At 38.2% G+C, this 21,793-nt stretch carries 22 protein-coding genes; all 22 read right to left on the bottom strand.

Annotated features, from left to right (window positions below; genetic code table 11):
• Positions 1–12: 12 nt before the first annotated feature.
• Complete coding sequence (locus tag V6260_RS06890) at positions 13–2,175, bottom strand: chemotaxis protein CheA (RefSeq protein ID WP_341593304.1); 2,163 nt, start codon at positions 2,173–2,175, stop codon at positions 13–15.
• A gap of 15 nt (positions 2,176–2,190) precedes the next feature.
• Entirely contained in the window at positions 2,191–2,958 is a 768-nt protein-coding gene (locus V6260_RS06885; protein ID WP_341593303.1) for a protein phosphatase CheZ, read from the bottom strand.
• Between the two features lie 15 nt (positions 2,959–2,973).
• A complete protein-coding gene (gene cheY, locus V6260_RS06880) occupies positions 2,974–3,357 on the bottom strand; it encodes a chemotaxis response regulator CheY (protein ID WP_341593302.1) in 384 nt (127 codons plus the stop codon).
• A 36-nt stretch (positions 3,358–3,393) separates the two neighbouring features.
• Positions 3,394–4,104, bottom strand: coding sequence for an RNA polymerase sigma factor FliA (locus V6260_RS06875; protein WP_341593301.1), 711 nt, complete (start codon positions 4,102–4,104; stop codon positions 3,394–3,396).
• Positions 4,105–4,130: 26 nt separating this feature from the next.
• Entirely contained in the window at positions 4,131–4,991 is an 861-nt protein-coding gene (locus tag V6260_RS06870; protein ID WP_341593300.1) for a MinD/ParA family protein, read from the bottom strand.
• The gene (flhF, locus tag V6260_RS06865; RefSeq protein ID WP_341593299.1) at positions 4,984–6,456 is read right to left on the bottom strand and encodes a flagellar biosynthesis protein FlhF; all 1,473 of its coding nucleotides are present in this window, start codon (positions 6,454–6,456) and stop codon (positions 4,984–4,986) included. The genes V6260_RS06870 and flhF overlap by 8 nt, the downstream gene beginning before the upstream one ends.
• 27 nt (positions 6,457–6,483) lie before the next feature.
• The gene (gene flhA / locus V6260_RS06860; RefSeq protein WP_341593298.1) at positions 6,484–8,583 is read right to left on the bottom strand and encodes a flagellar biosynthesis protein FlhA; all 2,100 of its coding nucleotides are present in this window, start codon (positions 8,581–8,583) and stop codon (positions 6,484–6,486) included.
• Positions 8,584–8,655: 72 nt separating this feature from the next.
• Positions 8,656–9,786, bottom strand: a complete 1,131-nt coding sequence (flhB, locus tag V6260_RS06855) for a flagellar biosynthesis protein FlhB (RefSeq protein WP_341593297.1) — start codon at positions 9,784–9,786, stop codon at positions 8,656–8,658.
• 9 nt (positions 9,787–9,795) lie between these two features.
• Complete coding sequence (gene fliR, locus V6260_RS06850; protein ID WP_341593296.1) at positions 9,796–10,575, bottom strand: flagellar biosynthetic protein FliR; 780 nt, start codon at positions 10,573–10,575, stop codon at positions 9,796–9,798.
• A 2-nt stretch (positions 10,576–10,577) separates the two neighbouring features.
• On the bottom strand, positions 10,578–10,847 hold the full coding sequence (fliQ, locus tag V6260_RS06845; protein WP_341593295.1) for a flagellar biosynthesis protein FliQ: 270 nt from the start codon (positions 10,845–10,847) through the stop codon (positions 10,578–10,580).
• Positions 10,848–10,877: 30 nt separating this feature from the next.
• Entirely contained in the window at positions 10,878–11,618 is a 741-nt protein-coding gene (gene fliP, locus V6260_RS06840; protein ID WP_341593294.1) for a flagellar type III secretion system pore protein FliP, read from the bottom strand.
• Between the two features lie 4 nt (positions 11,619–11,622).
• The gene (gene fliO / locus V6260_RS06835; RefSeq protein ID WP_341593293.1) at positions 11,623–12,006 is read right to left on the bottom strand and encodes a flagellar biosynthetic protein FliO; all 384 of its coding nucleotides are present in this window, start codon (positions 12,004–12,006) and stop codon (positions 11,623–11,625) included.
• Positions 12,003–12,401: a flagellar motor switch protein FliN gene (gene fliN / locus V6260_RS06830; RefSeq protein WP_341593292.1), complete on the bottom strand. Its 399-nt coding sequence runs from the start codon at positions 12,399–12,401 to the stop codon at positions 12,003–12,005. The genes fliO and fliN overlap by 4 nt, the downstream gene beginning before the upstream one ends.
• A 19-nt stretch (positions 12,402–12,420) precedes the next feature.
• On the bottom strand, positions 12,421–13,509 hold the full coding sequence (gene fliM, locus V6260_RS06825) for a flagellar motor switch protein FliM (protein ID WP_341593291.1): 1,089 nt from the start codon (positions 13,507–13,509) through the stop codon (positions 12,421–12,423).
• Positions 13,510–13,518: 9 nt separating this feature from the next.
• Positions 13,519–14,043: a flagellar basal body-associated protein FliL gene (fliL, locus tag V6260_RS06820; RefSeq protein ID WP_341593290.1), complete on the bottom strand. Its 525-nt coding sequence runs from the start codon at positions 14,041–14,043 to the stop codon at positions 13,519–13,521.
• Between the two features lie 56 nt (positions 14,044–14,099).
• Positions 14,100–15,941 (bottom strand): flagellar hook-length control protein FliK, encoded by a 1,842-nt coding sequence (locus V6260_RS06815; protein WP_341593289.1) that lies wholly within the window; start codon positions 15,939–15,941, stop codon positions 14,100–14,102.
• Positions 15,942–16,026: 85 nt separating this feature from the next.
• Positions 16,027–16,473, bottom strand: coding sequence for a flagellar export protein FliJ (gene fliJ / locus V6260_RS06810; RefSeq protein WP_341593288.1), 447 nt, complete (start codon positions 16,471–16,473; stop codon positions 16,027–16,029).
• Positions 16,473–17,807: a flagellar protein export ATPase FliI gene (gene fliI, locus V6260_RS06805; RefSeq protein ID WP_341593287.1), complete on the bottom strand. Its 1,335-nt coding sequence runs from the start codon at positions 17,805–17,807 to the stop codon at positions 16,473–16,475. Before fliI ends, fliJ begins: the two co-directional genes overlap by 1 nt.
• Before the next feature lie 24 nt (positions 17,808–17,831).
• A complete protein-coding gene (gene fliH, locus V6260_RS06800; RefSeq protein ID WP_341593286.1) occupies positions 17,832–18,638 on the bottom strand; it encodes a flagellar assembly protein FliH in 807 nt (268 codons plus the stop codon).
• 3 nt (positions 18,639–18,641) lie between these two features.
• Positions 18,642–19,682: a flagellar motor switch protein FliG gene (gene fliG / locus V6260_RS06795; RefSeq protein WP_341593285.1), complete on the bottom strand. Its 1,041-nt coding sequence runs from the start codon at positions 19,680–19,682 to the stop codon at positions 18,642–18,644.
• Positions 19,675–21,390, bottom strand: a complete 1,716-nt coding sequence (gene fliF, locus V6260_RS06790; RefSeq protein WP_341593284.1) for a flagellar basal-body MS-ring/collar protein FliF — start codon at positions 21,388–21,390, stop codon at positions 19,675–19,677. Before fliF ends, fliG begins: the two co-directional genes overlap by 8 nt.
• Before the next feature lie 20 nt (positions 21,391–21,410).
• Positions 21,411–21,746: a flagellar hook-basal body complex protein FliE gene (gene fliE / locus V6260_RS06785; protein WP_341593283.1), complete on the bottom strand. Its 336-nt coding sequence runs from the start codon at positions 21,744–21,746 to the stop codon at positions 21,411–21,413.
• Positions 21,747–21,793 lie beyond the last annotated feature (47 nt).

Genomic DNA, 21,793 nt, shown 5'->3' with positions numbered 1-21,793 from the left:
CCTACATTATTATCAGCCTGCGTAATGTTTTAACATATTAGGTACATCTAAAATCAGAGCTATTCCACCATCTGAGGTAATAGTCGCTCCAGCCATTCCTGGAGTACCTTGTAATAAAGCATCCAAAGGCTTAATGACAACTTCTTCTTGGCCTATTAGTGAATCCACAACAAAACCAACTTGTTGAGTACCAATTTGAACGATAACAACATGTCCTTGAGCTTTACGCACAGAGCGATCTGAACCTTTAACTAACCAGTGCTCTAAATAGAACAGTGGTATTGCTTTCTTGCGAACTATAATTGTTAATTGACCATCAACAACATTTGTCTTAGTTAAATCTAGATGAAATATTTCACTAACACCGGCAAGTGGTAGTGCAAACGTTTGCTCACCAACAACAACCATAAGTGTTGGTAGTATAGCTAGAGTTAATGGTACTTTTATTTCTAAAACAGTCCCAACGCCTAACTCAGATTGTATATTTACAGACCCATTTAGCTGAGTGATTTTGGTTTTAACTACATCCATACCAACACCACGACCTGAAATATCTGAAATTTCTTCCTTAGTCGAGAAACCTGGTGCAAAAATTAAATTGTATGCTTCAGTATCAGAAAGCCTGCTTGCTTGATCATAATCAAGTACACCTTTACGAATAGCTATCTTCTTCAGTTTCTCTGCATCCATTCCTGCACCATCATCTTTGATGGTAAGCAGAATATGATCCCCCTCTTGTGAAGCAGATAAAGTAACTGTACCAGTTCTTGGTTTACCTGCGGCTTCACGTATGGCTGGCATTTCGATACCATGATCTACGGAATTACGAACTAGATGCACCAATGGGTCGGCTAATGCTTCAACTAAATTTTTATCTAAATCAGTTTCTTCGCCAATAAGTAATAAATTAATATCTTTATTTAAGCTTCGAGCTAAATCTCGGACAACGCGTGGAAAACGACCAAATACCTTTTTGATAGGCTGCATTCGAGTTTGCATTACAGCACCTTGAATATCAGCGGTAACTACATCTAAATTCGATATAGCCTTGCCCATCGCCTCACTGTCAGAATTTGTAGCTAAACTAACTAAACGGTTACGTACAAGTACCAATTCGCCGACCATGTTCATAATTTGATCTAAACGTTTAGTATCTACACGAACTGTCGTTTCTGCTGCAGGTGCTACTGCCTTTTTGGGTGCAGCGGGAGCTACTTTAGCAACAGCAACAGGTTTAGCTTCCTGACTTTTTGCTGGTTCATTTTTAGTAGCTGATACTTTAGCAACTTCTGATTGTTCAGTTGTCGATATGTTTTCTATAGATTTTGGTGCGGTTCCCTTTCCATGTAGTTCATCAAGAAGAGCTTCAAATTCATCATCGCTAATTTCATCATCAGCAACACCGCTATCATTATTTGATTTTGGCTCCTGAGTATTTTTAACAGGCTTTTCGGGCTCTTTAGATACAACTCCAAAACTGCCAACACCATGTAACTCATCTAATAAACTATCAAACTCATCATCAGTAATATCGCCACTTAAATCATCAACACTTTTTGTTTTTTCAGCTAAGGAGCTTTGTCCTTTACCGTGTAATTCGTCTAGGAGATCTTCAAACTCATCCTCAGTTATTTCATCTATTTGTGACTCTGGCGAACTTGGAGGATTATCAAAAAATTCATCAAATGCAAATGGATCATCATTATCAGTTGAATTAGAAACCTCAGCTTGACTTGCTTCTACTACACTTTCAGGCGCTATTTCATCCAAGAGCTCATCTTCACCAGGAGGTAGCCCCAGTTTATGCAAAATTTCAAGTAACTCAGGTTCAGCTGGCTCTGGCTTGTCCCTATTTTGAATGGTCGCAAACATTTCATTGATAGTGTCAAGTGCTTGTAATATGACGTCCATTAATTCAGAATTAACTGTACGAACGCCTTGCCTCAACAAATCAAATACATTTTCAGCACCATGACAAGCATCGACAAGTTCTGTCATTCCCAAGAAACCCGCACCACCTTTAACAGTGTGAAAGCCCCTAAAAATAGCATTCAGCAATTCTGTATCTTCTGGGTTATTCTCAAGTTCAACCAACTGTTCAGATAAAAGCTCAAGAATTTCTCCAGCTTCTACAAGAAAGTCTTGTAAAATATCTTCATCGACTTCAAAACTCATGCAGTTACTCTCCTATTAGAAGCCTAAACTTGATAAAAGATCATCAACTTCATCTTGGTCAGATACAACATCATTGCGCGATTCTTTATCAATAATAGGACCTTCAGGACCTGCTAATGTCTGTGCGTCAACCGATTCTTCTGCTTTTTGTTGTTCTACTATGTCATTTAGACTGCCATCTTGTTCAGCGAATGCTGTTAATAGATGAATTAAACTTTCTTCAACTTCTCTAACAAGTTCTATTACTCTACGAATAACTTGACCCGTTAAATCTTGATAATCTTGAGCCATTAGTATGTTTGTCATTATACTTTGTAATTCGTCTGTTTTAAGGTGCGAATTACTCATGAACTTATCTATACTATGGCATAAAACTTTAAACTCACCGAGGCGTATTTCCCTACTCATCAAACGATTCCAGGTAGGCTTAATATCAGCAACTTCAGCAGCTAACTCCTGAGCAATTGGTAATCCAGCTTCAACTGCGTCCATAGTTTTATTGGCTGCACTCTCAGTTAGCTCCATAACATAACTAAGACGTTTCTTTGCGTCAGGAATAGCATCCGTAGTTAAACTAGTCAAACGCGTATCAAGTTCGAAGTTTTTTAGCGACTCATGTAATTGACGAGTCAACTTACCAACTTCAGCAAATAACTTTGACTGCTCTTTAGATGCGGTTTCAATAATTAACTGATTCGCTTTCTCTTGCTCACCATTTTCTAAGTAAGCAACGAGCTGTTTAGCTTGATCTAAACTTATTTGAGGCGCAGCGGGTGCTGACATAAGCCTCTCCCTCTTTTAACCTAAGCGTTCGAACACTTTTTCTAATTTTGTTTTTAATGTGCCAGCCGTGAATGGTTTAACTATATAACCGTTAACGCCAGCTTGAGCCGCTGCTATTATTTGTTCTTTTTTAGCTTCAGCAGTTACCATTAAAACTGGAAGATGTTTTAACTTGTCATCTGCTCTAATTGCTCGTAAAAGATCTATCCCTTGCATGCCGGGCATATTCCAATCCGTCACAACAAAATCAAAAACTTGGTTTTGTAGCATTGGTAAAGCAGTAGAACCATCATCTGCTTCTTGTACATTGGTAAAGCCTAAATCACGCAATAAGTTTTTGATAATACGTCTCATCGTTGAAAAATCATCAACAATAAGAATTTTCATGTTTTTATCCAAAACACCCTCCAGTGAAACCTGAATCTTTGTAACTAATTAATTAATCCAGTCATTGATTTTTGCTTTAAGCTTAATCATCGCCTGGCCATGTATCTGACTTACACGCGATTCACTTACCTCGAGTATATGTCCAATTTCTTTTAAATTCATTTCATCGTTATAGTATAATGAAAGTACCATAGCATCTTTTTCAGATAACGACTTTATTGCACTCAATAAAGACTCATTGAAACGCGCATTTTTTACGTTATCAAAAGGTTTATCCAGTGCAGTATCATATCCCGATGGGGTAATTATATCCTCATCAATTCCTAAATCTTCGATACCTAAAATCTTACTCGAATTTACATCATTTAGGATATGATGGTACTCTTCTAAAGATATTTCAAGGTTTTCAGCAACTTCAATATCTTTAGGTTCACGATTTAACTTTTTTTCCAATACTGTAATTGCTTCTGCTACGAGCCTACTCTTTCTGTGAACAGAGCGAGGTGACCAATCCCCTCTACGCATTTCATCAAGCATAGCGCCTCGAATTCGGATGCCAGCAAAGGTTTCAAAACTAGCCCCTTTAGTCGCATCGAAGTTTTTCGAAGCTTCTATTAACCCAATCATACCTGATTGGATTAAATCATCTAGGTGAACACTTGGGGGTAAACGAGCAATTAAATGACATGCAATTTTTTTTACTAAAGACGTATGCTTTTCAACAAGTACATTTAAATTTTGTGTTGACGGATAACCCATAGCTCTAATCACCAATGATGTCATATTTAGCCATTTACTAACTTTTCAATGAAAAACTCTAAATGTCCAGAAGCTTGATTAGGTATCGGCCATTTACTAGCTTTACTTGCTAATTTATTAAATGCAATAGCTGCTGGAGAACTTGGAAACAATTCTACAATTACTTTTTGTTTTCGAGTCGATTTGCGCATATTCTCATCGTAAGGAATGCTTGCAATTAACTCCATTGAAACATCTAGAAACCTATCTGTTACTTTTGAAAGCTTTGTAAATAGTTCTTGCCCTTCCCGTGAAGTTCTAACCATGTTAGCAACTATTTTAAATTTATATACTCCATGTTCTCGACTTAAAACTTTAATTAATGCGTATGCATCTGTAATTGAGGTAGGTTCATCACACACAACAACCATAATATCTTGTGCTGCTCGAGAAAAGCTTAGAACCATATCAGAGATACCTGCAGCTGTATCCACTATTAAAATATCAAATTCTGTATTTAACTCACTAAATGCACGAATAAGGCCTGCATGTTCTGATGGGCTCAACTCAACCATACTTTGAGAGCCAGATGTAGCTGGCACAATTTTTATCCCGGCAGGACCTTCAACTAAAATTTCATCAAGTTCACATTCACCAGATAATACATGTGATAAATTACGCTCAACACGTAAACCCAGCATCACATCACAGTTTGCTAATCCTAAGTCAGCATCAAGCACTAAAACTCTCTTGCCTTGTTGACCTAACGCAATAGCTGTATTAAGCGACACATTTGTTTTACCTACTCCACCTTTACCACCGGTGACAGCTATAACTTTTACATCATTGTTATTATTTTGACTCATTTTACGTAGGCCGCTTGCTTGATCTAATACTGTGTTAATCATACATCTCTACTGTATTCGACGCCACTGCTTGGTGTCGTGAATGTTGTACTTTTGTTCTCTTTAAATACAATTGCTCAGCTTTTTTCACTAGTTTCTCTGCATTTGCAACGCGAATATCTTCAGGAACTCGTTGACCATTAGTAAGATACCCTATTGGAAGACGATTTTGAATCGCAATACTAATAATCTCACCTAAACTTAATGATTCATCTAACTTGGTGAAAATACAACCACTTAACTGAACTTTCTTAAAATGCCTTACAGTTTCTTGCAGCACATTAATTTGCGCAGTAGCACTTAACACTAAATAGCTTCTAATATCAACACGTTGATTACGCATTAATGTATTTAATTGCTCTGTTAAACGTAAATCTCGCTGACTCATACCCGCTGTATCTATTAATACCAAGCGCTTATTTCTTAAATGATACAATACTTCAGCCAGTTCATTTGCATCTTTCACTTGTTTAACACCGCAGCCAATAATACGTCCGTATGTAGCTAGCTGCTCAAAGGCCCCAATTCGGTATGTATCGGTCGTAATTAATGCTACTTTATCAGCGCCATATTTTTGTGCACCTAAGGCTGCTAATTTAGCCACTGTTGTAGTTTTACCAACCCCCGTAGGACCAACTAATGCGTAAACACCACCTTGACGTAATATCTCATTATTTGTAGTTTGCATTTGATCTTCAACCATCGTAAGCATAGCTTTCCAGCCTTGCTTACGAGATACTTCATCAGGAACAAAGCATGCCATTTGCTGTGCAACTTCTTTGTCAATTCCCATTCCGACGAGGCGATCTATCATGCAAGCACGTGTTGGGTCTTTACGCGCCATATCTTGCTGCATTAAGCCCGATACTTGATGTTCTAATAATTGACGTATAGCATTCATTTCTTCACGCATAGTCATCATTTCTTCACTTTCTGTGTTTCTCGTTTTTTTACGAGTGGAAATTGGGGTATCGAGATCATCATAGTCGTGTTCTAAATCATCGAAACCTAAACTATCAGCTTGTGTTTGTGGACGAATCGGTGCTTTACCTTCTCGCGAAAAAATACCCTTCGTTTGCTTTTCAGCTGTTGGCTCTTGATAGTTGTCAGTAGTATCAATTCCAGAATGTGAAAACATAGATGCCAGTTCAGGTGAACGTGGACGAGGCGATTGGCGCTCTAATAATGCTTGTAAGCTATCCGCAACTTTCGGTTGGGATTCATGTCTTGAGCGTTGCCCCGATTTTATAACGTTATTAATATCATTTGATTGCGCATTTGATACGTTGGGGTTTTGTACTTCAGTTGTAGCTTTAGGGGCTGTCTTCTCATAATCAATTGCGGCTACAATTTCAACACCATTAGCTAACTTTTTATTAGACATAATAACCGCATCAACGCCTAGTTCTTCTTTAACTTCTTTAAGTGCTGTACGCATGTCTTTAGCGAAAAAACGTTTAATCTTCATTATGTAACCCCTGTTAAAATCTTTTTATTAGCCCACTGAACTAATTATCTTAATCTGCCTTTCGTCAGGTACTTCCTGATAAGATATAACTCTTAATCCAGGGATCGTGTACTTAACAAAACGAGATAATACTGTCCGCAGCATACCTGACGTTAGCAATATAGAAGGCTCTCCAGCCATTTCTTGATTCTGATGCGCTTCGGTTAAAGAAACTTGAAGTCGCTCAGCAAGCCCTGGCTCGATACCAGCACCTTCATCGCCAGCATTTTGCAATGACTGATGCAACATCTGTTCCAACTCGGGCGCCAAGGTTATGACAGGTATTTCTGAAGACATTCCAACCGCGTCTTGAATTATTAATCTACGTAAAGAAATACGCACTGCTGCAGTTAATACATCAGGATCTTGGCTACGAGGTCCATATTCAACAAGGGTTTGAACAATAGAACGCATATCACGTATCGCAACGCCTTCATTTAATAAATTTTGTAGTACTTTAACTATTGTCGTTAAAGGTAATATATCCGGCACTAATCCTTCAACAAGCCTTGGATGGCTTTTAGCAAGCATATCAAGTAGATTTTGTACCTCTTCATGTCCAAGTAATAAAGCTGCGCTATTAGTCAGCAATTGACTAATATGCGTTGCAACCACTGTTGCAGAATCAACTACTGTGTAGCCAAGTGACTGAGCCTCATCTTTTTGATCGGGCTTTATCCACACTGCATCAAGGCCAAATGCAGGATCTCTAGTTTCCGTTCCCTTAATTGGCCCAAACACTTGCCCTGGATTAATCGCTAGCTCATCACCATGTTTTAATTCTCCTTCACCACTTGAGACCCCCATCATTGTGATTCTATAGGCATTAGGGTCCAACTCTAAATTATCACGTATGTGTACTGGAGGTACTAGAAAGCCTAATTCCTGAGATAACTTCTTACGCACGCCTTTAATACGATTAAGTAATTCTCCTCCTTGAGATTGATCAACTAGTGGAATAAGACGATAACCAACCTCTAAACCGATAACATCCACCTGTTGCACATCATCCCAGCTAAGCTCTTTTTGCTCTTGCTTATTTGCAATTCCTGTTGCTGTATTATCATTTTCAGCCTCAACTGCCGCAGCGGCTGCTTTAAGCTTACTTTGCTGTGTATAATAGGCAATGTAACCTAAAAGCACACCAAGGCTTAAAAAGGCCAGGTGCGGCATACCAGGAACTAAACCCATAGTTATCAGTATGCCTGATGCTATGAATAATGATTTCTCGTTCCCCAGTTGTTTCTTAAATTGATCACCCATGTTGAGCGATTCATTTTGACGAGTTACAACAATTGCAGTACCAATAGATAGAAGTAAAGAAGGTAATTGCGCAACTAAGCCATCACCAATTGTGAGTAACGTATAGACTTCCATGGCATCACCGAAGCTCATATTGTGTTGAATCATCCCCACAAATAAGCCACCGACAATATTAATTATTAAAATAACAATCCCGGCTATCGCATCGCCTTTTACAAATTTACTCGCACCATCCATTGAGCCATAAAAGTCAGCTTCTCTGGTTACTTCTTCACGACGATCCCTTGCTTGCTCAGCACTAATAAAGCCTGCATTCAGATCTGCGTCTATTGCCATTTGCTTACCAGGCATCGCATCTAGTGTAAAGCGTGCCGATACCTCTGAAATACGTCCAGCACCTTTTGTGATTACAACAAAGTTGATAATAATCAATATTAAAAATACGACTAAACCAACAGCATAATTACCACCAATAACAACTGAGCCAAAGGCTTCAATTACTTTACCAGCAGCGTCTCCGCCATTATGCCCTTCAAGTAAAACCACTCGGGTACTGGCAACATTGAGTGCTAAGCGCATAATAGTTGCTATCAATAACACAGCAGGAAACATACCAAACTCAACTGGCTTCATTGTATAAACAGTTACTAAAAGTACCACTAATGCCAATGCGATATTAAATGAGAAGAGTATATCTAATAAAAATGGAGGCAATGGCAGGATCACCATACCTAAAGCAGCAAGGACCAATAAAGGAGTCCCTACGCCTTTTGCATATTCTTTTTTATCTTTATTGAGTTGTTGTAATACTGCTTTAAAATCCATAACTTACAATTTCAAAAAATTGACACTATTCTGATAGAGCAATAACTATTCCAACTTATGGTATTTATACTTTTAATACTTATAGGCGTCAGGAATTGGTAGTTTACTATTGAGTTTTGTAGGCCGTTTTCCTCGCCCTTTATTGAAACGTTTTAATTGGAATACATAAGCTAAAACTTGGGCCACTGCTGTGAATAGTTGATCTGGGATTTGATCGCCCACCTCTGCGGTATGATAAAGGGCACGGGTAAGCATAGGAGACTCTACAATAGGTACTTCATTGCCTAAGGCTACTTTTCGAATTTGCATCGCTATTTCGTCAACACCTTTAGCCAAAACAATAGGGGCACCAGCACGTTCCGTATCATATTTTAAAGCAACTGAATAGTGTGTTGGGTTCGTAACAATAACGTCAGCATCTGGCACATCTTGCATCATTCGCTTTTGCGACATCTGCCTTTGCGTCTGTCTTATGCGCGCTTTTATTTGCGGATCACCTTCAGAATTTTTGTACTCGTCCTTTACTTCCTGAAGGGTCATTTTCAGCTGTTTATTGTGATTATAGCTTTGAAAAGGTGCATCAATTGCAGCGATGATAATCAAAGTACAAGAAAGTCCTAGAAACATCCAAGATAAAATCTCTAATGCATGAATCACATTTCCCGGAGCACTTTCTAGGCTGAGATGTAATATTTCATCAAAAAAAGTATTTATCAAAAAAATTGCAAATACAGCGACTAAGCCAAACTTTAAAAGTGATTTAACAAGCTCTATCACGGCTTGAGAACCGAACATACGCTTAAAGCCTTTCATTGGAGACATTTTACTTGGCTTGGGAGCTGCCGCTTGCCAACTAAAATTAAAGCCTCCTAATAAAGTATTTCCAATCAAAGCTGCTAATACGATTATTAGCACAAACATCCCCATCGGAAATATTAATACATCAGCCACCTCCCCCCATACAGCAAACATTTTTGTTGTATCGTAACTTTCATTACGGTTTAAGCTTAACATTCGGCCCATTATTTCATACAACCCTTTACCTATTTCGGGTCCGTACATTAACAGCGAAATTGCAGAAAAAATAAGAACAAACATAGTTCCTAGTTCTTTTGAACGAGCTATTTGCCCTTTCTTTTTCGCATCATCTGTTTTCTTAGATGTGGGTTCTTCTGTTTTTTCCTGACCAGAATCTTCAGCCATTACTCACTCCTATGGGGAACAACCGACTAAGGAACACATTAACTCAACCATTTTAAGCCATTGAAATTCAAATTGAGTAATAAAATTGCCCAATGTTGCCCAAATAATTATAAGCCCTGCCACAAGAGTAAAAGGAAAGCCTATTGAGAAGATATTAAGTTGCGGTGCTGCACGAGTCATAATGCCAAATGATATATTAATAACAAGCATGGCGGTAAGAGGGGCTAAAGACAATATAAGTGCAGTAGTGAACATCCACCCACCCCAAGTAACAATATCCCAATAGTGATCAACAGCCCACCAATTGCCATTTATAGGTAAAACATTGAAGCTATGAACCACCATTTGAATCATCATTAAGTGCCCATTAAATACAAAAAATAATAGGGTAGCTAAAATTAAATAAAACTGCCCTACTGCCGGTACACTTAAACCGTTTGAGGGGTCAACTACGGAAGCAAACCCAAGACCTGTTTGCATTGCGAGTATTTGCCCCGCTAAAACAAATGTATTCAATAGCAAAGTAGACGCAAAGCCAATAGCAATACCAATTAGCATTTGCTGAATAACAACTAAAATCATTTCAAATGAAAATAAATTAGTAAACGAAGCTGGAGGTAAAACCGGAACGGCAACAAATGTAACAACAACAGCTAAACCCATTTTTACGCGAGTAGGAACATTTTTAGCTCCAAGCCCAGCCATGATCATAATCATCGAACTAATACGGACTAAAGGTAATAAAAAGTCACTAAGCCATTGGATTATAACTTCAAATGGATATTCCACATTTAACCCGCAATTTCAGGTATGGACATCACTAGTCGTGTAAAAAAATCCATTAACTCTTGGGTTAACCAATGCCCCCCAACAATTAATGCGCCAATAGTGATTAATAGCCTCGGCAAAAAGCTTAATGTTTGCTCATTAATAGATGTCGCAGCTTGGAAAATAGCGACTACTAGACCAACAATTAGACCTGGTACTACAATAGCTGAAACAAGCTTTATCACTAAAAAAAGTGAATCACTTAGTATATCAACAAAAACTTCAGGTTCCATGCCCCCTCCTTACTAGTGTTAAGTTTTGATCTAAGTACCTAAACCAAAGCTTTTAGCTAGAGTTCCCATGACTAAACTCCATCCATCAACAAGTACAAACAACATTATTTTAAAAGGTAATGAAACTATCATTGGCGATAGCATCATCATCCCCATCGCCATTAAAACGGAAGCTACAACCAAATCTACAATCAAAAATGGAATGAAGAACATAAAACCTATGATAAAGGCAGTCTGTAATTCACTAGTAACAAACGCAGGAATGAGTACTATAAGCGGAGTCTCTTCTGGAGAATCTAGCTTATCGTACCCCGCTATTTTGGCAAATGTTTCAAGATCTTTTATACGCACTTGAGAAAGCATAAACTTTTTCATCGGTTCTTCTGCAAGTCTTAATGCTTCTACCGATGTAACCTTTTCACTTAAGTATGGTTCTATAGCACGTTCATTTATCTGCTCGTAAATGGGTGACATTATGAAGATACTTAAAAACAAAGACATACCTAATAATACTTGGTTAGAAGGGGTTTGCTGCAAGCCTATTGCTTGGCGCAAAATAGCTAAAACTACAATGATTCTTGTGAATGACGTCATCATTATTATGGCTGCGGGTATAAAGCTCATCGCAGTCATAATTGCTAATACTTGTAATGTTACCGAGTAATCTTGTGTCCCATCAACATTTGTTGTAATTGTTAAGGCATCAATACCTTCTGCACTAGTACTTGGAACAAACACAATCATAAAAATAACGAATAACCATTTCATCATAGTATTATTTCTTTTTATTTTTTTCTATTTGTGGATTTAAAAGTTTACCAAAGCGCTTTGCTAATTCCGGCAACTCTTTTTCGGTTAAAGGTGTCTCTAACTTGTGTAAGTAATTAACATTGTGTGGAGTTACGCCCAACAAATGTTGAGCGTTATCAATCTCGATAACCATTAAACGCTCTCTAGAACCTAATGGCAAACTACGTATTACTTTAAATTCATCATTGTTAACTAAGTTTGGATTCAATTTTTTAACAAAAAAAGCTAAAATCAAAATAAGAATAAGTACTGCAATTAGCGAAAGCACCATTGACAGTACTCCACTAGAAGGTGCTGTAGCTTCTGTTGTGGTAAAAACAGAGTTAGATAATAATATTAAACTATTCATCGTAACTTTTTAATCCGCTCGACTTGGCTCACAACATCCGTTAATCGAATACCAAATTTATCATTAACCACGACAACCTCACCATGAGCAATAAGTGTACCGTTAACAAGCACATCGAGGGGCTCTCCAGCAACCCGATCCAACTCAACAACGGAGCCTTGGTTCAATTGTAATAAGTTGCGTATATTAATTTTTGAACGGCCTACTTCCATTGAAATAGTTACGGGAATATCTAAGATAGTATCAAGCTTTCGCTTTTCGTCTCCAGTAAGCTCATGTTTTGTATCACTCAACTCATCAAGTTCTGCAACTTGAGCTTCAGCATTGTCATCCGTACTTTCTGCTTCCGCTAAGGCCGCAGCCCATTCATCCATAGTATCTTGGTCATCACTCATACTTTTAACCTTTTATTTATTACCAGTCTAAACTAACACCATTTGATAGATGTAAGTCATCCTCTAGTTCAGCTAACTCAGCATCTGAATCTATTTTTTTACCACCTTTGGTAAATACATGCAGCTCAGATTTAACTGAATCAGGTCTTTTAATTTTTTCACTAATTTGTAAAGCAACATTATCCCGAGAGCGCCCCATTTTAGCTCGGAATGTAGGTAGTTCCTCGACAAATACCGTTATATGTTCTGGCATTTCAACAGGTATTATATCTCCAGCTTTAAATTCCATGATTTGTTTTAACGCTAAGTCAACTTCAAGTAACTGGGTGGATAATTCAACTTCAACATCCATAATTTCATCACGTAATGCCTTACTCCAACGTAAATCGGTGTCCTCTGTATCTGACTGCACACCCGCATCAAGTAATTCTCTAATAGGTTCGAGCATTGAATAAGGCAGCGTAATATGAAAGTCACCTCCCCCACCATCTAATTCAATATGAAAAGAACTTATGACAACAACTTCAGTAGGGCTAACAATATTCGCCATTGCGGGGTTAACTTCTGAATCAAGATACTCAAACGACACATCCATAACCGGAGCCCATGCTTCTTTATAATCTTCAAAAATTATTTTAAGTAGCATTTGCACAATTCTACGTTCTGTGGGGGTAAATTCACGCCCTTCTATTTTTGCATGATAACGCCCGTCACCACCAAAAAAGTTATCAACTAGGATAAATACGAGACGTGCTTCCATAGTGATGAGTCCCGTACCTTTTAATGGTCTAAATCGAACCATATTTAAGCTTGTTGGTACAAACAAGGTATGTACGTACTCACCAAATTTAATCATTTGAACGCCATTAATAGATACTTCAGCAGTGCGACGCATCATATTAAACAAACTGATTCGCATATGTCGAGCAAAGCGTTCATTAACAATTTCGAGCGTTGGCATACGCCCTCGCACGATTCTATCCTGTGAAGAAAAGTCATATTGAAGAGTGTCACCATCAGACCCATCGTTATGAATATCATCTTCTTCAACTTCATCAACGCCGTGTAAAAGCGCATCAATTTCTTCTTGAGATAGTAAATCGCTCACGCTAACCCCTTATTGCATCACAAAGCCGGTGAACAAAACCCGCTCAATTACTTTGCTCCCTTCGACATTTTCTAATTCACTTTGCACTTTTTCAAGAGCATTAAAGCGTAATGTTTCTTTACCTGCACTGGTACTTAATTCATCTGCAGTTGTTGTAGAAAAAACACTAAGCAATGTCCCTTCAATAAGAGGGATATGCTTCTTAGCTGTCTCCTCATTCACATCGCCTCTTACTAATAGTTGAACTTTGATTTGCACAATTCGATCTCTACTTGACCCTGGCACATTGAATATGAAAGGCCTAGGCATAGCAACATATAATGCACTACCGACTTGAGTCGCTGTATTTCCACTTTCTGCAGATTGCTCCGTAGATTGCACTTCGGTATTAGATACATCGGACGATGCATCAGAACCTAATAAAAAGAAGTAAGCTAAACCACTTAAAATAACAATAGAAACAATTACTATAATAATTAGCTTTTTTTTACTTTTACCAGAATCTTCTATTTCTAAATTCGTTTCTTCAGCCATTATGTTTCCTTTTGAACTGAACTATTAGCTTGTTTTAACTATTATAATAACAGCACTTAGGCATAGTAATCTATTGATGATGTGTTTTGTTGTTGATAACTTTGTGTTTGATTGTTATTTGCCTCATTTTTCTCTTCATGAGCTAACTCAGCTCTTACTGCTCTTTTGTCCGATTCAGAACCATCATGTTCAGCATTACCATCTCGCGAATCGCCATAAGAGATACTACTTTCACCGAGCTCTATTCCTTGTTGTGCTAACATCTCGCGTAATCTAGGTAAAGATTGCTCAAGGGCTTCTTTTGCTTGTTGGTTCTGTACTACAAAATTTATCTGAGCTTGCTCTGCATCGCTTCTGATACGTATTTGCATATTCCCCATTTCTGGTGGATCAAGGCGTATTTCAGCTTCTTTATTGTTAATACTCAACATAGAACTCACACGTTCTTGGAGCAGTTTCGCTGCATCACTTTTAATGATATTGATAGCCTGCATTACATTAGGGTCGATACTAACCTGCTTGGTCTGTGCTGTGCTCTGTATATGCTGTGATTGAAGAGTTTGTATATCTGTTATTGATTGCTCGTAATCAAGTTGATTGTAACTACTATAAGAGCTCGCTTGCTGAGGGCTTAATGTGTTTGTAATTTGCGTGAACAATTGTGCTACACGACTTGTTGATATTTCTGCGTTATTGTTACGTAAACCTTCTTTGCTAGAGGCTTCTATTTGATTTGCTTTTTCTTCATTTATTAATGAATTTGTAACCTTAGCTGACTCTTGAGCTATTTCATCCGTTTTTAAGTTTTCATTTTGTTTTGGAACTAGCTTAGTTATACCTGACTTATCACTTTGAGCATTAGCATTAGCAACTGTTGCTGTTTTTACTTGTTGTACAAGTTCAGAGTCTATAGATACTGTTAAATCGTTTGCTGTTGTTTTAAGTGAAGCTAATTCTTCACTTTGAGGTTGTGCATTTTTTATATAACTATTTAATTGCGCAAGCAGTTCCTGTTTTTCAGCCTTAGTTAATTTATTAATCTCTGTGTTAAGATCAGTCTTTGAAGCGTTAGGTTCATTACTCGTTATATATTGCTCTAGCATTTGCTTTAATGTAGCTAAGTTGCTATTTGACTTATCTAAAGCTTGAACTTGTACCGCTAATTTATCGAGTTGGCTTGGAGTTAAGCTGCTAGCTGACTTATCTAATTCACCCACTGATTTATCTTGACTAACTATTAGCTCTAAGTCTTTATTACCTTTCACTAACGCCTTAATCGGTGAGTTAGTCTCCGATATAGAAGAAGCTTCAACAACTTTGTTTAAATCACTAGCTTGCCCACTTTGTAATTCGGCATTACTCAATTTTTGTGGAGAAGCTACTATAGGTGTAAGCTCATCAACAGGTTTTTTACCATTCCCTGTCAAACTAATATCTGCTTTTTCAACAAAATCTGAACTATATTTTTTTACAGAAGTATCAACCATTTGTGCTGAATTAATCTGAGCTAACATTAAATCACCCGATAAGGACGCATTGTCGTCAGTTAACTTCTTATCTGTAATATTATCTTCAAAATTAGTACTTTGAATATCACTGTCTTCATTTATTACTGGATCAGTTGCTTCACCATCAATGGCTTTATCTATTGTTATTTTTGTCGCTTCACTATCATCGTTATTTTGTTGCTCAAAAAGGGCGGCAATTGTAGATCCCAAATCATTTTTAACACTAGCATCTGTATTTTCATTCGCATCTGACTGCTCCTCAGCACCTTGTAGAAGAGCTGAGAACCCAGAGTTTAAACTGTTATCTTTAACTTGAAGGCTTTTGTCTTGAAAAGCTGAAAAAGAGTCTTTTTCAGATACTGCTAAAATTGAAATACTATTCATTGCCATAAATCACCCACCGTATGCGGCAAAACACAACCGTGCATTGCCTAAATTAAGCTTCATTTCATTCAAAGCAATTAACGTGCCTGTTCTAATTAATTTTACGACGTTGAAAAAATTGATTAGATGAAAATTCGTCCAGCATTTTTTGTTCATTTTTGGCAATTAACACATCGGCTTTTAATTTCTGTTTCTCAATTAATTTAGCAACAGCTTTAGCCTTAATTTGTTGCTTTAACCATATCGTTTTGCGCTGGTTTACAACTTTTTTTGCTGTATTTACAGTACTAGCTTGCTGGCGAATTGCTTCTTCTATTTTTGCAATAAAGGCAAGGTATTGATTAAACCCTTCACTTGATAGGCCAGCTTGGCCTCTTACATGCAATTGTTGTGTATATTCGAGTCTAAAGTCATTTAAACCTTGCAGTTTTTGTTGGTTGGCTTGCAAGTTTTGACTTGCTTGCAAATAATTTATTCTCAACGTCTCTTCTTTTTCATTTTCAAGCTTGAGCAATAAATGCAATTTGTTTTTTATCATTACGCTTGGCCTAATAATTGTGCTAGGCCTTCTAGACCATCATCGTAACTGATCACATCGCGCATACCTTGCTGTAAAAAAGCATTTACTCTGGGCATCATATTAATTGCTTGATCCAATATTTGATCCGTTCCTTTTTGATAAGCCCCTAAGGTAATCATATCTTTATTTTGCTGATACATAGAATAGACCTGCTTGAGCACTCGAGCTTGTTGCATGTGTGATTCAGAAACTACTTGGGGCATAACTCGCGATATTGATTTTTCTATATCAATTGCCGGATAATGTCCACTATCAGCTAAATCTCTCGAAAGCACAATATGACCATCTAAAATTGCTCTAGCAGCATCGGCAATCGGGTCTTGCATATCATCGCCTTCGCTTAATACTGTAAAAAAAGCAGTAATTGAGCCCTGACCTTCTCCTCCATTACCTGCTCGCTCCACCAACGCGGGTAGCTTAGCAAACACAGACGGTGGATAGCCTTTTGTTGCTGGCGGCTCGCCTACAGCTAATGCAATTTCTCGCTGCGCCATAGCATATCTGGTTACTGAGTCGAGTAACAACAACACACTTAACCCTTGATCGCGAAAATACTCAGCAATAGTGACCGCACTTTCACACCCTTTTAATCTCATTAATGGAGATGAGTCAGCAGGTGCAGCAACCACAACAGAGCGCTTTCGCCCTTCAATGCCAAGAATTTCTTCTATAAATTCTTTAACCTCACGACCACGCTCACCAACTAATCCCACAACAATTACATCAGCTTCACTACCTCGGGTCATCATACCAAGCAGTACTGACTTACCCACACCTGAGCCGGCAAATAAACCCATTCGCTGGCCTTGTCCGACTGTGATCACAGAGTTAATTGCACGCACACCAACATCCATAGGCTTGCTTATTGGTCTTCTAGCAAGCGGATTTATTGAATTTTGTGCAAACTTTAAATGATGTTCAGCGTTGATCTTACCTAAGCCATCAAGCGGGCGACCCAGTCCATCAACTACACGGCCTAATAAGCTCATCCCTACGGGTAGGCCTAAATTATTTACTTGAGGAATAACACGAGCCCCTGGCAATACTCCAGAAATATGATCATTGGGCATCAAATAGAGAGTTTGGTCATTGAATCCTACGATCTCAGCATCAACGAAACCATTTAATGTTTCTATTTGACATTGACTACCAACAGGCGCCCGAAGTCCCTTAGCTTCTAGCGTAAGTCCTACAACCCGGGTCAATATACCCGCAACAGCAGGGATAGGAGATTTGATATACTGTTGATATTGGGATAAGCGTTCGCTTAAGGGTACATTTTGAGCTAGCATAGTGCGCCAAAATAAAAATTATTGTTATATATCGCTATTATGCAAAAAACTATCCAACGTTTCTTTGACGCGAGTTTTTAGTGTCATATCAATTGAAGATTGGCTTGTTTTCACTTCACAGCCGCCTCGTTCTAGTGTTGGCTCAGCAATTAAATACCAATTACTATCCGTAATACTTTCTTCACCATAACTTTGCTTGATAAGAGTCAGGTCTTCAGGGTGTAGATGTATACGAACTTTTTCTTGATCGGAATTTAGTGAGTCAATTCCTTGTTTTAAAGTATGTAAAATAATATCAGGTGATATTTTAACCTCTTGGTAAATAACAGCTTCTGCCAACATACTAGCAAGATGGACTAACTGTTTTTCTGCTCGTTCATCTACTTTACTTAACGGAGATACTAAACCTTCAAATACTGATTTTAGACTAGTTAACTGCTCTTCAATTAATGGTTTTACATCTTCATGACCTTGCACTTTTCCTTGTTCAATACCCTCTTTATAACCAGCCTCCTTTCCTTCATTCACTCCTTTTTCAAAGCCGTCTATATAACCTTGCTCGTGACCTTGCTTCAAACCTTCTTCATAAGCATCTTGTCTAATTCGTTCAAGCTCAACCATAGTGAGTGAAGGCAGCTCAGGCTCTTCTGGCTCTTCTAATGGTATCTCTTCCGCCATCTCTTTTTTATAAAGCTCGCTAAGGGGTGTACCGTAAGCTGTTGAACGGTCTCCAAAACTGCTTTTATCCGGCGTTAGTTCTGGAATAGGCCAATTCTTCAACAGCTCATCAGCCTCGTCAGCATGCAATGCTTGTCCTTTTGGCTTTGTCATGATTTATAAGAACTCCTCACCACCACCACCACCAAGCATAATTTCGCCAGAGTCAGACAACCGACGTGCGGTTGATAGAATCTCTTTTTGTGCGGCTTCAACTTCACTAATTCGTACAGGAGCCATAGCTTCTAAGTCATCGGCAAGCATCTCAGCAGCTCGTTTAGACATATTGCTGAGTATTTTCTCCTTAAGTGCATCATCAGTACCTTTAATTGCTCTCATCAAGACGTCCTGCTGCACTTCACGTAAAATAGCCTGAATACCACGATCATCTACATCAATTAAATTGTCAAAAACAAACATTAAGTCTTGGATTTGTTGTGACATTTCTTCGTCATGTTCACGAATAGAGTCCATTAATTGCCCTTCGACACTAGTATCCAAGTAATTCATTATATCCGCAGCAGCTTTTAAGCCACCCATTTTCGCGGCTTGTGCCCCAGCTTGACCTGCGAACTGTTTCTCCATGATTTCATTTAACTCCTGGAGAGCCGCCGGTTGAACTTCTTCAAGGTTTGCAATACGCATAGCTAAGTCTAATCTCACTTTCTCTGGAAATTGAGATAATATTTCAGCCGATTGGTCCGGTTCTAAGTAAGACAAAACAATAGTCTGGATCTGTGGATGCTCATTACGAATAATATTTGCCACCTGTTTAGAATCCATCCATTTGAGTGAATCAAGTCCCTTGGCACCTGAACCCATCACTATTTGATCGATCAAACTAGCCGCTTTGTCTTCACCAAGTGCTGCTGTAAGAGCTTTCCTTATAAAATCCTCAGACTGAAAGCCAATTGTACTAAAGCTTTGTATCTGCTCTATAAATAGATTATGAACTGCACTTATTTTAGCCTGTGATAAATCATCTAAAGCAGCCATAGCCATGCCTACTTTTTGTACTTGCTTAGGCTCTAGATGTTTTAATATTTGAGCAGCATCTTCTTCGGTTAAGCTCAGCAATAAAATAGCAGCTTTATCTACACCATCGAGTTTATCAATATCAAACGCTGTAGAGAGTTTTTTTTGTTCTTGATCACTCATCTTCTGTTAACCACGCTTTCACTACTTGTGATGATAGTTCAGGTTCATTTGCAACTAAAGCACGAATAGCTTTAAGTAAATCTTCATCACCATGCAAATCAGGTAATCTAAGTGTACCATCACTTGAAAAGCCTACTGAAGAAGAATCAAAATCTTTATTGAGCATATCCAAAGTCGTATCTCCAATATCTACACCAGAGCTTAGGGCATCATCATCATATTCATCTAAAGTATCTTCTGGATAAATAAGACGTTTAAGCATAGGTCTCACAACAGCCATTATTAATACAATAATAACTAGAGCCCCTAAGACTAACCTTACAACCTTAATAAACCAATCCTGCTCCCAAAGAGGAACCTCTAATTCTAGTCCTATATCCTCTCTAACAAATGGTACAGTAACTACTTCAAGTGCATCGCCTCTTTGCATATCAAAACCAATTCCGCCTTGTAATAAACGACGAATATTTGATAAAGCTTCGACAGAACGTGGAGTCATTGTTTTCTCGCCGTTTTCACCTACTTTTGATATATAATCAACTGCAACTGATACGCTTATTCGACGAATAACACCTGTTTGCTGACGTTTATGTGAAATAGTAGTATCTAGTTCATAATTACGAGTTGCTTCTTTATGGCTACGACTCGGTGACGTTGCTTTAGCTGCCCCACCTTCAGTAATCTTTTCAGGGATATCTGAGCTAACCGGAGGTTGGTTTGTTAAAGCACCAGGAATACCTATAGCTAAACCACCAATATTATTTTCTTCAAACGTAGTTTCACTTCGAACTGCTGGTAAATCTGGGTTATAGCGTTTCTGGGTCTCTTCAACTGCACTAAAGTCCATTGTTAAATCGACTTGTGCTGTGTAATTACCTAACCCGACTACAGGGATTAGTACACTATCTATTTTTTCAAGATATTCTTGCTCACGTTTACGCTCTAAATCATATTCTTTACGAGAACGAGCAGCCAAAGAATCTTGCGAACCTGAATTTAATAAACGACCATTTTGATCTGTAACTGTAACTCGCGCAGGCTCTAAACCTTGAACTGCCGAAGCAATCATATCAACAACGGAATCAACCTCTTCCCCATCAAGCATCCTACCTCGCTTAAGAGTTAAAACCACTGTGGCTGATGGTTTTTTCTCTCTACGAGCAAAGACATTTTCTTTCGGAATTGCTAACAATACTTTAGCACGAGTCACATTATTAAGTTCTTCAATAGTACGAGCAAGCTGCTGCTCTCGTCCGTGCTTCAATCTCTCACGCTCTAAGCGCTGACTTACTCCAAAGCCCATATCCTGCATAACAATATCGCTACCAGAACTAGGACCTTGATCTAAACCTTCACGAGCCATCAGTAATTTAATATTTTGATACTCTGTCTCATCAACAGAAATAACATCACCATCAAGCTCATAGTCTATTTTTTGTGCATCTAAAAAATCAAGAGTTTGAATAAGCTCCTCTGTTTGCATTTTACCTAGCGGGCGCATATCAGGTTGACGAGCCCAAATGATAATAAAAATAGCAATGGCTAAACAAATAGCGAGGGCAATTACGAGAGTTACTTGACGTAATACATCTACACCATTTAATGCACTTAAGTAACCTGACTTTTGCTCTTGTTGAGCTTCAGTATCATCTTGATCGATACCTCCACCAGCGAGGGCAAGATCTGTAGATTGATTTGATTGCGCCACAATAGTTCTCCGTTACCCAGTTAAACAGGCATATTCATAATTTCTTTGTAAGCTTCAACGAGTTTATTACGAACTTGTACTGTAGCTTCAAATGCAACTGAAGACTTCTGAGAAGCAATCATTGCTTCTGCTAAAGAAACACTTCTGTCACCCATTTCAACAGCTTTTACTTTTTGACCTGCATCTTGCTGTAACCCATGTACAGTATTTAAAGCATTACTTAGCATATCACCAAATTGAGAAGTAGAAGTAGCTTGTACCTGCTGAGACGGTAATTTATTTATTTGATTATCACGACCCGCTTCCATGGCCATAGACTGCATTTCTTGAAATACCGCACTATTTTGAATTTTCATAAACTTATCTAATTATGTAATTAACACTTACAACTAGAAAAGCATAA

The organism is Pseudoalteromonas aliena (assembly GCF_038155085.1).
Taxonomy (GTDB): Bacteria; Pseudomonadota; Gammaproteobacteria; order Enterobacterales; family Alteromonadaceae; genus Pseudoalteromonas; species Pseudoalteromonas aliena_A.
The sequence above is the reverse complement of the archived record's forward strand: the minus strand, read 5'-3'. Positions and strand labels throughout refer to the sequence as shown.

What these genes read in the sequence shown, in the direction of transcription:
- V6260_RS06890 (WP_341593304.1), bottom strand. Translation starts at nt 2,175, where the DNA reads ATGAGTTTTGAAGTCGATGAAGATATTTTACAAGACTTTCTTGTAGAA.
- V6260_RS06885 (WP_341593303.1), bottom strand. Translation starts at nt 2,958, where the DNA reads ATGTCAGCACCCGCTGCGCCTCAAATAAGTTTAGATCAAGCTAAACAG.
- V6260_RS06875 (WP_341593301.1), bottom strand. Translation starts at nt 4,104, where the DNA reads ATGGGTTATCCGTCAACACAAAATTTAAATGTACTTGTTGAAAAGCAT.
- V6260_RS06870 (WP_341593300.1), bottom strand. Translation starts at nt 4,991, where the DNA reads ATGATTAACACAGTATTAGATCAAGCAAGCGGCCTACGTAAAATGAGT.
- flhF (WP_341593299.1), bottom strand. Translation starts at nt 6,456, where the DNA reads ATGAAGATTAAACGTTTTTTCGCTAAAGACATGCGTACAGCACTTAAA.
- flhA (WP_341593298.1), bottom strand. Translation starts at nt 8,583, where the DNA reads ATGGATTTTAAAGCAGTATTACAACAACTCAATAAAGATAAAAAAGAA.
- flhB (WP_341593297.1), bottom strand. Translation starts at nt 9,786, where the DNA reads ATGGCTGAAGATTCTGGTCAGGAAAAAACAGAAGAACCCACATCTAAG.
- fliQ (WP_341593295.1), bottom strand. Translation starts at nt 10,847, where the DNA reads ATGGAACCTGAAGTTTTTGTTGATATACTAAGTGATTCACTTTTTTTA.
- fliP (WP_341593294.1), bottom strand. Translation starts at nt 11,618, where the DNA reads ATGATGAAATGGTTATTCGTTATTTTTATGATTGTGTTTGTTCCAAGT.
- fliO (WP_341593293.1), bottom strand. Translation starts at nt 12,006, where the DNA reads ATGAATAGTTTAATATTATTATCTAACTCTGTTTTTACCACAACAGAA.
- fliN (WP_341593292.1), bottom strand. Translation starts at nt 12,401, where the DNA reads ATGAGTGATGACCAAGATACTATGGATGAATGGGCTGCGGCCTTAGCG.
- fliL (WP_341593290.1), bottom strand. Translation starts at nt 14,043, where the DNA reads ATGGCTGAAGAAACGAATTTAGAAATAGAAGATTCTGGTAAAAGTAAA.
- V6260_RS06815 (WP_341593289.1), bottom strand. Translation starts at nt 15,941, where the DNA reads ATGGCAATGAATAGTATTTCAATTTTAGCAGTATCTGAAAAAGACTCT.
- fliJ (WP_341593288.1), bottom strand. Translation starts at nt 16,473, where the DNA reads ATGATAAAAAACAAATTGCATTTATTGCTCAAGCTTGAAAATGAAAAA.
- fliI (WP_341593287.1), bottom strand. Translation starts at nt 17,807, where the DNA reads ATGCTAGCTCAAAATGTACCCTTAAGCGAACGCTTATCCCAATATCAA.
- fliH (WP_341593286.1), bottom strand. Translation starts at nt 18,638, where the DNA reads ATGACAAAGCCAAAAGGACAAGCATTGCATGCTGACGAGGCTGATGAG.
- fliG (WP_341593285.1), bottom strand. Translation starts at nt 19,682, where the DNA reads ATGAGTGATCAAGAACAAAAAAAACTCTCTACAGCGTTTGATATTGAT.
- fliE (WP_341593283.1), bottom strand. Translation starts at nt 21,746, where the DNA reads ATGAAAATTCAAAATAGTGCGGTATTTCAAGAAATGCAGTCTATGGCC.